This window comes from Xenorhabdus kozodoii, from assembly GCF_002632875.1.
GTDB classification, from domain to species: Bacteria; Pseudomonadota; Gammaproteobacteria; order Enterobacterales; family Enterobacteriaceae; genus Xenorhabdus; species Xenorhabdus kozodoii.
The window spans coordinates 35,340-50,696 of record NZ_NJCX01000003.1 but is presented as its reverse complement, the minus strand read 5'-3'; the positions used below and the strand labels follow the sequence as shown (position 1 = coordinate 50,696).

Here is a 15,357-nt window from a genome sequence, read left to right as displayed (position 1 = left end):
GATTAAAGCTCCACACTGCGGTGAGACAACAAACGAGAAAAGACACCTTGAGACTGGCTTAAAGTTTGGTAATCACCTTGTTCAATAAGCAATCCATTTTCCATGACCCAAATCTGATCATAGGATAGCGTTTCTTCCAGCAAGTGAGTAACCAGCAATGTGGTTTGCTGATGAGACGCCTGATTTAAGGCCATCATCACACGCTGTTCACTATGGGCATCAAGACTCGCGGCGGGTTCATCCAAGAGCAATAATTGACAAGGGATTAATAGTGCGCGTGCCACCGCAATACGTTGAGCTTGTCCGACTGAAAGACGAGCAGCGTTGTCACCTATCACCGTATTGATCCCATCTGGAAGGTCGTTAATGAACTCACTGACATAAGCCCGTTCCATCACCGCATTGATTTGCGCTTGTGTTGCGTCATATCGGCCAAGACGGATATTATCGAGCAGGGTTTGTTCTGGTAGGTGTGGGTTTTGCCCAACCCAACTCAAATGTTCACGCCATTTGGTGAGATTAAGTTCTCGTAACTCAATGCCGTTAATTTTCAAAGAACCCTGATAAGGCAGGAACCCCAGCAATACATTGATCAATGAACTTTTGCCTGCCCCACTTTTTCCAACCAGGGCAATGCGTTGATGTTGATCAATTGTAAAATTCAAAGGACCAGCAAGGCGATGCCCATCGTGGGACATAATTTCCAGTTCGCAGGCTTCAATGGTAACGGATTCTTTATTGGATAGTGTTTTCTCACCACGGCTTGCGACCGGTTCTCCATCGCTGCTAAGTAAGGTGAAAAGCGATTCCGCCGCGCCGACCGCCTGCGCTTTGGCATGATAAAACGTACCGAGGTCGCGCAGAGGTTGAAAGAATTCCGGCGCGAGGATTAATGCGAGGAAACCCGCAAACAACGTAACACCCATGCCATAGCTGCCAAAGTGCAATTCCCCCAAATAGGAAAAACCAAAATAAACCGCGACAACAGCAATGGAAATGGCGGCAAAGAATTCTAAAACCGCTGAAGATAAAAATGCCATGCGCAGAACTTCCATTGTTCTGCGCCGGAAATTTTCTGTTGACTCAGAGATCTGTTTAACTTCCGCTTCCCCCCTGTGGAACAGGCGTAACGTTTCTAAACCCCGTAAGCGATCGAGAAAATTACCGCTTAATCGGCTGAGAGCAACAAAATTGCGCCGGTTAGCATCGGCGGCTCCTAATCCAACCAATGCCATAAACAAAGGGATCAGCGGTGCGGTCACAAATAAAATCAATCCGGCGGCCCAGTTGATAGGAAATACGGTAACCAGGATTAAGACAGGGATCATCGTAGCAAGCGCAATTTGTGGCAGATAGCGAGAATAAAAATCCTGCATGTCTTCGATCTGCTCCAGGATAATGGTTGCCCAGCTTCCGGCGGGTTTTCCCTTAACCCATACAGGCCCTAGCTGTTCGAGTTTATCCAGTACCATACTGCGGATTTGTTGGCGTACCACCTTGCCACAAATAAACCCGATACGTTCTCGAACGGCATTGACAATCGCCCGTAATGTAAAGGTCGCTGCCAACATGAGAAATGGGTTAATCAGGTTTTCACGGGGAACATTGTCCATAACCAGGGCTTGAAGGATTGTCGCCAAAAGCCAGGCCTGGGAGATAATCAGTAATCCACTGATTAAGCCAAGTAGCATTGATAAACGAAGCCACCGACGGGCTGGCGCAGTTTGCTGTTTCAGCCATCGAACGAGTTCAGATTGTCTTGTTTTGTCCATAAGAAAAATTTCTGATTAGCGGGTGATGATACGGAATATCAAAACAAGCTGTATGTTACCTGTTAAAAAGCGCTACCGAAATAGCGCTTTGGGGAAAGATGATTATTTGCTTGCCAATCCGTCAAGGAAACGCTCAGCATCCAGTGCCGCCATACAGCCTGTACCTGCTGAGGTGATAGCCTGCCGATACACATGATCCATAACATCCCCCGCGGCAAAAATACCTGGGATAGACGTCTGGGTGGCATTGCCATGCAAGCCAGATTGGACTTTGATATAGCCGTTTTCCAGCTCCAGTTGGCCGTCAAAGATGCCGGTGTTTGGGCTATGACCAATAGCGATGAAAACACCCGTAACATCCAGTTCTTCGGTATTGTCACTTTTCGTATCACGAATTCGGATGCCAGTAACACCCATATCGTCACCCAGAACTTCATCTAACGTACGGTCAGTATGCAGAATGATATTGCCGTTCTCCACTTTATCCATCATACGGTCAATCAGGATTTTCTCTGAACGGAAAGTATCACGACGGTGAATCAAATGGACTTCAGAGGCAATGTTTGCCAAATACAGCGCTTCTTCAACAGCCGTATTACCACCACCGACTACGGCAACTTTCTGTTTACGATAGAAAAAACCATCACAGGTTGCACAGGCCGATACCCCACGGCCTTTGAATGCCTCTTCGGAAGGCAAACCGAGATAGCGGGCTGAAGCTCCCGTCGCGATGATTAAAGCATCACAGGTATATTCCTGATCATCACCAAATAAACGGAATGGTCTGTTTGAGAAATCAACTTTCTGAATATGATCAGAAATAATTTCTGTTTGAAATTTTTCAGCGTGCTGGAACATGCGCTCCATCAAACCTGGGCCGGTCAGCCCTTCAGGATCACCTGGCCAGTTTTCAACCTCAGTCGTGGTGGTCAATTGGCCGCCTTTTTCAACCCCAGTAATGAGAACGGGACTTAGATTCGCGCGGGCTGCATACACAGCAGCGGTATAACCAGCAGGACCGGAACCAAGAATGATAAGTTTACTGTGTTTGGCTGTGCTCATGAATACCTCATTTCCATTATCGCATATTGCAGATTTAGGGATTGTAGGAGAAATAATAAGTTAAAAAAAGCAATTATCAGATAAAATATTCATGTTATTAACGATTTTACCGATAGATAGTAACTATGATGTAATCGTATTGTAAGAGACGATTGTTTAACTTTTTGAATTGAACATCATTTATACACATGGAGCATTAAACAAGCTATCGAAACGGTTTACTTAAAATTTGTTTGGTAGGTTGTTCTGATTTTTGTTCATTTACTTTGACAATCGGCTGTGCATTTGCGAAAACATCTATGTAAGAGATAATTATCTCCCCCGCTAATCAATTGTTTCTATAAAATAGATAAATTAGTGTGGGTAATTTTCTCATAGAATATAAAAATTGCCGTTAAGCTGTTTCTGAAAAACCTGGGGTTTTGGGGACTAATCTCTTAAGAGAGATGTTTTGGGAAATAACGTTTCTGGGAAGGGTATTCTGGTAAATCGTGTTGTATTTCTAATCGATTTCAAGTTGTAGTGCAGCGGCAAGGGAACAAAACCTCAAGCGCGTAGAAACTATATGAGTAATGAGTGGCTGATATATGAGTAACTGAGTGATTGGGGTGAGTGAGCACAGCTAACATAGCAGCAACTTGGAATTTAAAAGGGATAATAAATCGAATTCTGGGAAATTGTCGTTCAGGAAATGATATTCCAAGAGTTGTTATAGTTCTCAAACCTTGGTTACAGATTGAGCGTTAACCTTTGAAGACATCTTTTCCAGCTCAACCGCTTGAAAGAGATAGGGAAAATGTTTTAGGTGTAGGAATAGAAAGAGAGAGCAATAAGATGATAGATAATAAGAAGCGTCCGGGAAAAGATCTTGATCGTATAGATCGTAATATCCTTAACGAGTTACAAAAAGACGGCCGTATTTCTAACGTGGAGTTATCCAAGCGAGTGGGTTTGTCACCAACGCCTTGTCTGGAACGTGTACGTCGCTTAGAACGTCAGGGATTTATTTCTGGCTATACAGCTTTGCTGAATCCTCATTATTTGGATGCATCATTGCTGGTTTTTGTTGAAATCACACTAAACCGTGGTGCAGCAGATGTATTTGAGCAATTCAATACCGCTGTTCAGAAACTAGAAGAAATCCAAGAATGCCATTTAGTTTCTGGTGATTTTGACTATTTGTTGAAAACGCGTGTGCCAGATATGTCTGCGTATCGTAAATTGCTCGGTGAAACCTTGTTGCGTCTTCCTGGTGTTAACGACACCCGTACTTATGTTGTCATGGAAGAAGTGAAACAGAGTAACCGCTTGGTGATTAAAACTCGCTAAGATTTAATCTAAAATGTACAGATGCAAAACAGGAAAAACTTAGGTACACTCCTGTGTATGCATACAGTTTCAACGCTGAGGATGACTCAGCGTTGTTCCATTTAATCAACAGAAAAACCTGGAGAGCCTTTCTTGAACCAGGAATATACAGAAGACAAAAGTGTTAAGTTAAAAAAAGTCAGCAGTAGCCGCCGGCTTCTGGAAGCCGTTCTGTTGGTTATTGCTATTTGTGCTGTGTACTTGATGGCCGCGCTTATCAGCTTCAATCCATCCGATCCCAGTTGGTCACAGACATCATGGCATGAACCTGTTCACAATTGGGGAGGCAGTGTTGGTGCTTGGTTATCTGACATTCTGTTCTCGGCATTCGGTATTCTTGCCTATGCAGTCCCGCCGTTTATGTTGTTAGGTTGTTGGAATGCTTTCCGTCAGAAAGATAGGCAAGAGTACATTGATTTTTTCACACTCGCCTTACGCGTCATCGGCGCTTTAGCCCTGATACTGACGTCATGTGGCTTGGCTGCACTCAACGTTGATGATTTAAATGATTTTGCTGCTGGTGGCGTCATTGGCAATTTATTCAGTAATGCGATTTTGCCTTGGTTCAACATTCTGGGAGCAACCTTGGCTCTGCTGGGGATTTGGGCTGTTGGATTCACATTATTTACTGGGTGGTCATGGCTGACGATCGCAGAAAAAATGGGTGCAATTATTCTGGATTCACTCAGCCTTGTGATCAACCGTGGCCGTAATAATGCTGAATATGACGAAGATGATTTAGAAGAGGCGTTAGTTTCCGAACCCTCAATCAGTGAACAGAAACAGGTGGAGCAGGCAGGTCAACATGGAATCGTTAAATCTGCGGTGGTGGCTGAAGAAACGTTTGATACAGATGAAGATGATGTATTGCTGATAGCCCCAACGGTAGCAGAACTCGCTAATACAGAGCCTGCACCGGCTTCTGCGGTTATGGAAGAAGAAACTACCGAACATCCATTGGTGAGTGAGCATACACCGCCGCCAGCCATCTCAACAGCAACAAACTCCCCAGAAATTGAACAACCTCAGGAACAAGAACCTGTTCGTTATTCTTTTGAAATACCGGACGATCACCAACCAGATCATTTTTCTCCGGCTATTTCAACATCATCTACAAACAATTCTGCTGGCACGAGTGCACATTTACACGGTGATGTAACAGAGACATTGACTGCCCCTGTAAGTGACAATGCTAATTTGAAAAATACAACAGCGGGTATAGTCAGCTCCGCTACTGTGGTCAGGAATCCACAGATTAAACAAGGCATTGGCCCTGAGATGCCTCGTCCCAATCCTGTCAGGATCCCAACTCGTCGCGAATTGTATGGTGTCAAAGTACCTTCTCACCGTTTGGCAGAACACCTGCAACGGAAAGAAAAAGAGTTACAGAATGAGTTGATTGCAGAAGCGAATGAACAGCAGATGGATGATCAACAGCAAAATGCGTTACGTCAACAATTCCTCGAACAGCAGCGTGAACGCTATGGTGCTAACTTTGAAGAAGAAAATCGAGAATTAAAGTTGCGTGAAGCAGGCAGGCTGATACATAAGCAGCCAACAGTCACAGTCGCTGAGTTTACGGAAAATAGCCTAGACGAACGGACAGTCAACAAACAGGCAGTAGACGAACAAAAAGTGCAGGAAGAAGCATTGCGGATAGCTTTTGAGCAACAGCAGCGTGAACGTTACCAAATGAACCAACCGGCCTTCTCGGAACCCGTTTCAGTACAGGATAAAAAATCGGAATCCAATCAGTTCCCTCAAGTTAATGATCTTGCCGGATCGGTATTTAGGCCTATAGGGCAGCCACAGGCTCAACAAGTTCAGGAGAAAAATATCGCGACTGCTCTTGATTCTCAGGAGTCGGAAAATCATACTCTTGCGCAGCAACCGCAGCAACCGCAGCAACCGCAGCAACCGCAGCAACCGCAGCAACCGCAGCAACCGCAGCAACCGCAGCAACCGCAGCAACCGCAGCAAGATAGCTTGTTCCATCCATTCTTGATGCGCCATGATCAACCGTTGCCAAAACCAACCACTCCGATGCCTTCTCTGGATCTTTTGGCAGAACCACCAGCGGAAGAAGAACCGGTTGATATGTTTGCGCTTGAACAAACCTCCCGTTTAATTGAAGCGCGTTTAAATGATTATCGCGTTAAGGCAGATGTTGTTGGATTCTCTCCGGGGCCGGTCATCACACGATTTGAGTTGGATTTGGCGCCAGGAGTGAAAGCATCCCGTATTTCCAATTTATCGCGAGACCTCGCTCGTTCGCTTTCAGCAGTCGCGGTTCGTATCGTAGAAGTAATCCCTGGAAGACCTTATGTTGGTTTGGAATTACCCAATAAAAAACGCCAAACAGTTTATCTGCGGGAAGTTCTGGATTGCGAGAAATTCCGGGATAATCCTTCACCACTAACGATTGTTTTAGGAAAGGACATTGGAGGGCAACCGGTTATCGCTGACTTGGGTAAGATGCCTCACCTATTGGTGGCAGGAACGACGGGCTCAGGTAAATCGGTAGGGGTCAATGCGATGATCCTCAGTATCCTGTATAAAGCGAAACCAGAGGATGTTCGCTTTATTATGATCGATCCGAAAATGCTGGAGTTATCGATCTATGAAGGTATTCCACACTTATTGACGGAAGTGGTCACTGATATGAAAGATGCAGCCAATGCATTGCGTTGGTGTGTCAATGAAATGGAGCGACGCTATAAGCTGATGTCAGCTTTGGGAGTGCGTAACATTGCGGGCTATAACGACAAAATCAAGCAAGCCGAAAATATGGGGCGTCCGATCCCTGATCCGTTCTGGAAACCAGGTGACAGTATGGATACAACGCATCCTATACTGAAAAAAGAGCCTTATATTGTTGTCATGGTTGATGAATTTGCCGACTTAATAATGACCGTAGGGAAAAAAGTGGAAGAATTGATTGCACGCTTGGCTCAGAAAGCACGAGCGGCAGGTATCCACTTAGTATTGGCAACCCAGCGACCTTCTGTGGATATTATTACTGGACTGATTAAGGCAAATATACCAACACGTATTGCGTTTACCGTATCCAGTAAAATAGATTCCCGTACCATTCTTGATCAAGGCGGTGCAGAATCATTGCTTGGTATGGGGGATATGCTTTATTTAGCACCCAATTCCTCCATTCCAGTACGTGTTCATGGCGCATTTGTGCGTGATCAAGAAGTTCATGAAGTGGTGAATGACTGGAAAGCTCGTGGCCGCCCTCAATACATAGATAATATTGTCAAAGGGGGAGAAGATGGCGAAGGCAGTACGGGATTTGATAGCGATGAAGAGTTAGACCCTTTGTTTGACCAAGCGGTTGAGTTTGTCATCGAAAAACGCCGTGTTTCTATTTCGGGTGTGCAGCGTCAATTCCGTATTGGATATAACCGAGCAGCCCGGATTGTCGAACAAATGGAAGCACAGCAGATAGTGAGTACACCTGGGCATAATGGCAATCGTGAAGTTTTGGCGCCTCCTCCACATGAACATTAATTATCGTTGTGGAATGTAATACAGTATCGGCAATTGATGGCTGATAATAAAACGAATTAAGGGTATCTCGCACATGAAAAAACTGATGGTGATTGGTTGTCTGATAATGGGTGTGAGCATAGGTTCTGCTTGGGCTGATGCGACGCAGGATTTGCAAAAGCGTCTGGGAAAGGTGAATAGTTTTCATGCCGGTTTTACTCAAACAGTGACGAGTAATGATGGCTCAACAGTCCAAAAAGGAGAGGGAGAACTTTGGATCAAACGCCCTAATTTGTTTAACTGGCACATGACATCACCCGATGAAAGCGTTTTGGTTTCTGATGGTAAAACGCTGTGGTTTTATAATCCTTTTGTTGAACAAGTGACGGCAAATTGGCTGAAAGAGGCAACAGGAAATACGCCATTTATGCTAATTGCCCGCAATGATCCTGCCGACTGGAAACAATACAAGGTTGCGCAAGACGGCAATAGTTTTGAGCTGACTCCGCGTAATGCCAATGGCAATTTAAAACATTTTTCAATTACTGTGACGCCAGAGGGAACGATCCAAAAATTTACTGCTGTTGAACAGGATGGGCAAAAGAGTGCTTACCAATTGAAAGGGCAGCAAAATGTCAACGTGGATGCGGCGAAATTTAAATTTACCGTCCCGGAAGGTGTCACACTGGATGATCAACGCCAGTGAGGTTTAAGTGGACAATCTTTCTCTCGATTTTTCACAAAATGAGTTTCAGCCACTGGCCGCAAAAATGCGGCCAGTCACATTAGATCAATATATCGGCCAGCAACACTTACTGGCGGAAGGGAAACCTTTGCCGCGTGCCATCCGAGCCGGTCACCTCCATTCCATGATTTTATGGGGACCGCCGGGCACCGGAAAAACCACGCTGGCTGAAATTATTGGTTATTATGCGCAAGCTGATATTGAACGTATTTCAGCAGTGACTTCCGGCATAAAGGAAATTCGTGAGTCTATCGAAAAAGCCCGGCAAAACCGTAACGCAGGGCGCAGAACCATCTTATTTGTCGATGAAGTCCATCGATTTAATAAAAGCCAGCAGGATGCGTTCTTGCCACATATTGAAGACGGGACGATCACATTTATTGGTGCAACTACCGAAAACCCTTCCTTCGAATTAAATTCGGCCTTGTTGTCACGGGCTCGTGTCTATTTATTGAAGTCACTTTCGTCAGCAGAAATTGAACAGGTGCTTATTCAGGCGATAAACGATACAGCGCGTGGTCTTGGCGGGCAAAATATTGTGTTGCCGGACAATACTCGCCGAATGATAGCTGAACTTGTGGCAGGGGATGCACGTCGCTCACTGAATTTGCTAGAAATGATGTCGGACATGGCGGAAACCAATGCACAAGGGCAACGGGTTTTGACACCGGAATTACTGAAAGAAGTCAGCGGGGAAAGGAGTGCCAGGTTTGATAATAAAGGTGATCGATATTACGATTTAATTTCAGCGCTGCATAAATCAATCCGGGGTTCCGCACCTGATGCGGCGCTTTACTGGTATGCCCGAATTATTACCGCAGGTGGTGATCCTCTTTATGTTGCCCGTCGGTTATTGGCGATTGCGTCTGAAGATGTGGGCAATGCTGACCCACGTGGAATGCAAATAGCGATTGCGGCATGGGATTGTTTTACGCGCGTAGGCGCGGCTGAAGGAGAAAGGGCGATTGCACAGGCAATTGTCTATCTCGCATGTGCACCGAAAAGCAATGCGGTTTATACCGCATTCAAGGCAGCTATGGCGGATGCACAAAATAAACCAGATTATGACGTACCTGCCCATTTGCGTAATGCGCCAACTAAGCTGATGAAGGACATAGGATTTGGTGAAGAATACCGCTATGCCCATGATGAAGCGAATGCCTATGCGGCGGGCGAAGTCTATTTCCCATCCGAAATGCAACAAACACGTTATTATTATCCGACGGCCAGAGGACTGGAAGGCAAGATTGGTGAGAAATTAAACTGGCTGATGGAACAGGATCAAAATAGCTCAATAAAACGCTATCGTTAATTTTCTTGATACGGTAAGGTTTATATCCAGTAATTTAAGATTGCCGTTTAAAGTGTAAAAACGGCAGTTTTTAACAATTTTTTCAATAACAACAAGCACAGGACTAGCATGCTCGATCCAAATATACTGCGTAATGAGCTAGACGCAGTCGCCGAAAAATTGGCTCGCAGGGGTTATACCCTTGATGTGGATACACTGCGCAAACTAGAAGAGCGCCGTAAAATTTTACAAGTTGAAACTGAAACCCTGCAGGCAGACCGTAATTCCCGATCGAAGGCTATTGGTGCAGCGAAAGCCCGTGGTGAAGATATTGAACCACTGCGTCAGGAAGTGAACCAGTTGGGAGAAAAACTGGATTCAGCAAAAGCGGAACTGGAAACTTTGCAGGCTGAGATCCGTCATATCGCATTAAGCATGCCGAATATCCCAGATGACTCTTCTCCAGATGGAAAAGATGACAGTGATAACCTGGAAATAAATCGTTGGGGTGAACCACGCCAATATGATTTTGAAGTCAAAGACCATGTGTCACTGGGCGAACTGACTGGCGGCCTTGATTTTGCGGCTGCGGTTAAGCTGACTGGCTCACGTTTCGTCGTAATGAAAGGTCAGATCGCTCGTCTGCACCGTGCCATTACCCAGTTCATGTTGGATTTGCATACAGAGCAACACGGTTATCTGGAAACTTACGTTCCTTATCTGGTTAACCATGATTCTTTATATGGTACAGGGCAGTTACCTAAATTTGGTGAAGATTTGTTCCATACCAGGCCACTGGAAGAGGAATCCGGCAGCCAGTATGCCCTGATCCCAACAGCGGAAGTCCCGGTCACTAACTTGGTTCGTGATGAAATTTTGGATGAAAGTGTGTTGCCACTGAAAATGACGGCACATACCCCTTGTTTCCGCTCTGAAGCGGGTTCTTATGGCCGTGATACCCGTGGCCTTATCCGTATGCACCAGTTTGATAAAGTTGAGTTGGTTCAGGTTGTTCATCCTGAAAAATCCATGGAAGCATTGGAAGAGCTGACAGGACACGCTGAGAAGGTATTGCAGTTACTGAATCTCCCTTACCGTAAGATGCTTCTGTGTACCGGTGACATGGGGGCAAGTGCAAGAAAAACTTACGATCTGGAAGTTTGGCTACCTGCGCAAAATACTTATCGTGAAATTTCCTCTTGTTCCAACACGTGGGATTTTCAGGCTCGTCGAATGCAAGCGCGTTTCCGCGGTAAAGATGACAAGAAAACCCAACTGGTGCATACACTGAATGGTTCTGGCCTTGCGGTAGGCCGTACTTTGGTTGCGGTGATGGAAAACTATCAGCAGGCAGACGGTCGTATTGAAATCCCAGAAGTATTACGTCCTTATATGCAAGGGCTAGAATACATTGGTTAATGCCCTCTATTCTTAATAAAAAAGCGCCGAATGTGGCGCTTTTTTGCGAGTAACAATTGTAAATCAATTTATTACAGTGATACGATTTTTTGGTTTTTTTATAAAAAACATTGGGATAGAAAGTGTTGGCTTCAATCTTACTGATATAGACTAATAATTAACCTATAGTTAAGTTTGGTTTAGGTTTCATTATTTATACTTTAATTGTATAAATTTACTTCAGGAAAATAACATGAAACTCTATCAACTTATTTTCGCCGTCGCTTTGATGAGCACATTAGGAGTGTCACATGCTGGTACATTGCAAAAGAAAGTTAAATTTGATCCCAGCTGGTGCAAATATTATTGCATGAGAGAGGCAGAGAAGACTTGTGGCAGTAACGAAAAATGTTATCGTCATGCATATAAAGGATGTATGGATCGTTCTGCTGCGGCTAAAGAGTGTAGATATTGACAGAAGGCGGATTATAAATCACAAATGGCTACCATGTCCTATCGCTATGTACCATTCCAAAACAAAATGTCATTGAACAGTAATTAAAAAGCGCTAAAAATAGCGCTTTTTACATATCAATATCTATTGGAAAATATTTAATTGATTAAATGAGATTTTGTTTCTTGGGCTTCTGGCGCATAAAAAATATTGCGATAACTGGTATAGTAGGTTGCCATATACATAGGTAAAGTAACAAACAGACCTAAAAATAATGGAATGGAAGAAATAGCCACCAGAATACCGATCAGTAAGAAAAACAGAAAACCCCCTAATAGGTTTTTCTTTACTGCGCTCAAACTCATTGAGATTGCTTCACCAAATTTTAAATCATTAATGATAATCAGGGCTGGAGCAAACCAGCTAAATGCAAGGGAAATGAAGCTAAAGAAAACGACAACCAGCATTGCCAGCATTAAGGAGGAAAAACTTTCCATTAATAGCATTGGGTCTGGATCTTGCGCCGAAAAAATGAGTTGAAGAATACCTGTTCCGCCAATTATAACGGCCGCAATGCCACTAAGTAGAGATATACCTAAGACAAGCCCGCCTACAGCAACTAATGAACCGAATTTATTTTTAAACCCATGGAAAAGTAATTCTATGTCAAAATCACCTGTTGTTCGTTGTTTTTCACTGGCAACGATAAATCCGGCAATAAGTACTGGACTCAACAGACTAGCGATGATATTGACGAGAGGAATAAATTGCAAAACTATCATTATGGCACCATAGATTAAAGTTATCAGTATCCATTTCATTGGCTGTACTTTAAACATTTGCCATGCATGACCAATCCACTCTGTTGCAGTCCCTGCTCCAACAGCACGACCACCTGGAATGAAGGTGTCTTTTTCCTTGCTCAGAGAGACACTGTTTTCCCCTGAATTAAGATTCATATCTTGCGTATCCATATTTTTTCCGATTTATTTTATTGAATGCATATACAGAATTGATTTTTCTCTATGACTATTCTATTAACATAAGTTGTTACAGAAGGCGGCCGGATTATCATATAAAAATTATTAATCAACAAGCATTAATTTTAATCTTTATCAGCGGAAAAAGGGGTGTTTTATAGGTAATAACGCAAATGTGTGTTTTTTATTAATTATCCCGACGCCATTTTGGTTTAATTTTCTATACCAGTCCGACTTAAAGTTACAGATTGCAAGCCAATATGAATGTTTATATCTCCCCGCGACGCGGCGAGATATAAGACGAATCTTGAAAGGCAACGGGTATAAATTATCTTTACTTAAAGTAAATGGTTCTATTTTTAACATCAGATATTGTGTGTTTTTAGGGGAAAATATTTCACATACTCTCAGTGAGTTATTTTGACTTATGCTTTGTTTTTGGCATATCAGGCTGTATCCAGCCTGATATGATAATAACTTGCAGTTTGCAAACCAATGGAAGTGCTTATATCTCCCCGCTGCACGGGGAGATATAAAACGCATCTTGAAAGGCGATTGGTATATGCTTTATATCAAATGATTAGGGATTTAAACCAAAGGTAACCAATACACCTTTATGATCAGTTGGCCAAACTCCTTGAGGTTGCTCAAATTTATCTTGGGAGGTTTCTTTAACTCGCTTGCCCTTAACAATACTACCCGAAGGGCCAATAATGACGGCATCTTGCACTGTCAGGCGGGGATCAGAATGATAAAAAATGAAATCAATGCGATCACGTTCATCGGCTTTAGGCGCCCATGCGAGCTTGCTGATGTCAGCGCCTGGATTATCTGCAGGCCAGGTAAAACCAGGGTATGCTACTGGATCGGTATATTTTACCCGATAGCTATCAAGATAGTTCGCATTTTTCAATAAGGTGGTGGTTGTCCAGGGCACAACGGCACCGTGATGATCAAAAAGATCTTTAGTTTGCTCTGACCAATCCATCCAGGAGGGTTCATTAAAATCGCCAGCCAATATAATAGCGTGCTTTTTCTTTACTTCACTTTTGGCATTATTTATAAATAGTTTAATTGAATTCGGGCGCTGGGAGTTATTATTTTCTTTTAAGATATCATCAAGATTAGTATCTGGGCCATTCGGTAATTCTTTCCAGGTATTGCCGTCATAACCTCTTGGAAGATAATAAGCCGCGTTTGTGTAATCTAAATGACTGGAGTAAAAATCCACATAAACATTATTGATTAGCACTAATGATTTAGTGAATCTATTGAAATTGCTATGATGGATTATAGGATAACGAGAAAGAATTCCGGCATCGTTTTTTGATTTATAAGAATAGTAAGTTAACCCTTTATTATGAAGTGATTTTACGAGTTTTTTAGTAAAGTCACCATGTGAATTATTTATTTCACTCAGCGCGACAAGGTCAGGATGAGTGTAAATGATGGTATTGACTATGCCTTCATAACCGCCTTTAACTTGACTGCCTTCCATCCAAATATTTAGTGAAAGTACTTTTAATGTGTCATTTTTATTACTGGTTTTGACTGAGGTTTTATTTGTTTCATGAGATTTTTCTTTGTTTATTAATGAGCTATTATGCGTGGTGTTTTGGGGAAGTAATTCTGTATTATTAGCTTGTGTGTTTATTGAAATTAATAAGAGATAGGGGGTGAAAAGAGAAAATATAATATTTTTCATAATGATATCCTAAGAATGATAATGGAAAGTGGTTCTCTCTTTTATTGTTTTACTGCCATTAAAGTGTTTTGGGGATAAATGAAATATATTTGAAATAATAGCTACAACGACTTTACAGAATATAGAGGAAGTTAAATTTTTATTCAATATGAACACTGGTGATAGTAGATTGGGGCAAGAAAACTGACCTCAAATGATTGAGAGCCAGTTCTATTAAAAATTGTAGATTATTTTATTAATTAGGTGGTTAGGTAAGGTAATAAGTCTAATAGATCACATGATGCCCGTAGCTTTCTAAGATGCCTTTTACTCTCTCCATTGTCTCTTTTGATGGGGGTTTAACACTTTCCAATTTATATTCTTCCCCCATCGCAATCCATTTATGTTTGCCTAGTTCGTGGTAAGGTAATAGTTCTATTTTTTCAATATTTTTCATGTCCCTGGTGAATTCACCAAGTAAATGAACGGATTGATCGTCATCCGACCAACCCGGAACGACAACATAGCGAACCCAGGTTTTTTGCTTGCGTTTTGCCAGATAGTGTGCGAATTCAAGTGTCCGGTGATTGGATACGCCAATTAATTTTTGGTGAATATCATCGTTAAGTTGTTTTAAATCCAACATAACCAGATCGGTAGCATCCAATAGTTCATCAATGACAGGATCATAACGGCGAACAAAGCCATTGGTATCCAGGCAAGTATGAATGCCTTCTTCATGGCAAGCCCTGAACCAGTCACGAACAAATTCGGCTTGCAGAATTGCTTCACCACCGGAAGCCGTAACCCCCCCTCCCGAAGCATTCATAAAATGGCGGTAGGTTGTTGCTTCTTTGATTAATTCTTCAACGGTTACGGTTTTTCCGCCATGGGTATCCCAAGTATCGCGGTTATGGCAATAGAGGCAGCGCATAAGGCAACCCTGGAAAAACGCGATAAAGCGGATACCAGGGCCATCTACGGTTCCGCAAGATTCAAAAGAGTGGATACGGCCAAGTACGGACATGAAAGGATTTCTCCAAAATTAACAAGCTAATAAAGGCCCCGACTATTAAGGGGGCCTTTAGTGTATGTCATTTGAATA

The 15,357-nt window shown here is 43.0% G+C and carries 11 protein-coding genes; 6 read left to right on the top strand and 5 right to left on the bottom strand.

Going from position 1 to position 15,357, the window contains the following annotated elements:
* Positions 1-2 precede the first annotated feature (2 nt).
* Positions 3-1,772: a heme ABC transporter permease/ATP-binding protein CydD gene (gene cydD / locus Xkoz_RS02730; RefSeq protein ID WP_099140641.1), complete on the bottom strand. Its 1,770-nt coding sequence runs from the start codon at positions 1,770-1,772 to the stop codon at positions 3-5.
* A gap of 102 nt (positions 1,773-1,874) precedes the next feature.
* Positions 1,875-2,834 (bottom strand): thioredoxin-disulfide reductase, encoded by a 960-nt coding sequence (gene trxB, locus Xkoz_RS02725; RefSeq protein WP_099140640.1) that lies wholly within the window; start codon positions 2,832-2,834, stop codon positions 1,875-1,877.
* Between the two features lie 834 nt (positions 2,835-3,668).
* Between trxB and lrp the strand changes: the two genes are divergently transcribed.
* The 6 genes from lrp (at position 3,669) to Xkoz_RS02690 (ending at position 11,609) form a co-directional block, all read left to right on the top strand.
* Positions 3,669-4,163, top strand: coding sequence for a leucine-responsive transcriptional regulator Lrp (lrp, locus tag Xkoz_RS02715; RefSeq protein ID WP_004256338.1), 495 nt, complete (start codon positions 3,669-3,671; stop codon positions 4,161-4,163).
* A 132-nt stretch (positions 4,164-4,295) separates the two neighbouring features.
* The gene (locus Xkoz_RS02710) at positions 4,296-7,721 is read left to right on the top strand and encodes a DNA translocase FtsK 4TM domain-containing protein (RefSeq protein WP_099140638.1); all 3,426 of its coding nucleotides are present in this window, start codon (positions 4,296-4,298) and stop codon (positions 7,719-7,721) included.
* A gap of 73 nt (positions 7,722-7,794) precedes the next feature.
* The gene (gene lolA, locus Xkoz_RS02705) at positions 7,795-8,406 is read left to right on the top strand and encodes an outer membrane lipoprotein periplasmic chaperone LolA (protein ID WP_099140637.1); all 612 of its coding nucleotides are present in this window, start codon (positions 7,795-7,797) and stop codon (positions 8,404-8,406) included.
* Between the two features lie 7 nt (positions 8,407-8,413).
* Positions 8,414-9,757, top strand: coding sequence for a replication-associated recombination protein A (locus tag Xkoz_RS02700; RefSeq protein WP_099140636.1), 1,344 nt, complete (start codon positions 8,414-8,416; stop codon positions 9,755-9,757).
* A gap of 108 nt (positions 9,758-9,865) precedes the next feature.
* Entirely contained in the window at positions 9,866-11,155 is a 1,290-nt protein-coding gene (gene serS, locus Xkoz_RS02695) for a serine--tRNA ligase (protein WP_099140635.1), read from the top strand.
* Positions 11,156-11,387: 232 nt separating this feature from the next.
* Positions 11,388-11,609, top strand: coding sequence for a hypothetical protein (locus Xkoz_RS02690; RefSeq protein ID WP_099140634.1), 222 nt, complete (start codon positions 11,388-11,390; stop codon positions 11,607-11,609).
* A gap of 137 nt (positions 11,610-11,746) precedes the next feature.
* Here Xkoz_RS02690 and Xkoz_RS02685 read toward each other — a convergent pair whose 3' ends face one another.
* The 3 genes from Xkoz_RS02685 to pflA form a co-directional block, all read right to left on the bottom strand.
* Positions 11,747-12,562 (bottom strand): BPSS1780 family membrane protein, encoded by an 816-nt coding sequence (locus tag Xkoz_RS02685; RefSeq protein ID WP_099140633.1) that lies wholly within the window; start codon positions 12,560-12,562, stop codon positions 11,747-11,749.
* A gap of 586 nt (positions 12,563-13,148) precedes the next feature.
* Complete coding sequence (locus Xkoz_RS02680; RefSeq protein ID WP_208615195.1) at positions 13,149-14,273, bottom strand: endonuclease/exonuclease/phosphatase family protein; 1,125 nt, start codon at positions 14,271-14,273, stop codon at positions 13,149-13,151.
* A 265-nt stretch (positions 14,274-14,538) separates the two neighbouring features.
* On the bottom strand, positions 14,539-15,279 hold the full coding sequence (pflA, locus tag Xkoz_RS02675) for a pyruvate formate lyase 1-activating protein (protein WP_099140632.1): 741 nt from the start codon (positions 15,277-15,279) through the stop codon (positions 14,539-14,541).
* Positions 15,280-15,357: the final 78 nt, after the last annotated feature.

What these genes read in the sequence shown, in the direction of transcription:
- cydD (WP_099140641.1), bottom strand. Translation starts at nt 1,772, where the DNA reads ATGGACAAAACAAGACAATCTGAACTCGTTCGATGGCTGAAACAGCAA.
- trxB (WP_099140640.1), bottom strand. Translation starts at nt 2,834, where the DNA reads ATGAGCACAGCCAAACACAGTAAACTTATCATTCTTGGTTCCGGTCCT.
- lrp (WP_004256338.1), top strand. Translation starts at nt 3,669, where the DNA reads ATGATAGATAATAAGAAGCGTCCGGGAAAAGATCTTGATCGTATAGAT.
- lolA (WP_099140637.1), top strand. Translation starts at nt 7,795, where the DNA reads ATGAAAAAACTGATGGTGATTGGTTGTCTGATAATGGGTGTGAGCATA.
- serS (WP_099140635.1), top strand. Translation starts at nt 9,866, where the DNA reads ATGCTCGATCCAAATATACTGCGTAATGAGCTAGACGCAGTCGCCGAA.
- Xkoz_RS02690 (WP_099140634.1), top strand. Translation starts at nt 11,388, where the DNA reads ATGAAACTCTATCAACTTATTTTCGCCGTCGCTTTGATGAGCACATTA.
- Xkoz_RS02685 (WP_099140633.1), bottom strand. Translation starts at nt 12,562, where the DNA reads ATGGATACGCAAGATATGAATCTTAATTCAGGGGAAAACAGTGTCTCT.
- Xkoz_RS02680 (WP_208615195.1), bottom strand. Translation starts at nt 14,273, where the DNA reads ATGAAAAATATTATATTTTCTCTTTTCACCCCCTATCTCTTATTAATT.
- pflA (WP_099140632.1), bottom strand. Translation starts at nt 15,279, where the DNA reads ATGTCCGTACTTGGCCGTATCCACTCTTTTGAATCTTGCGGAACCGTA.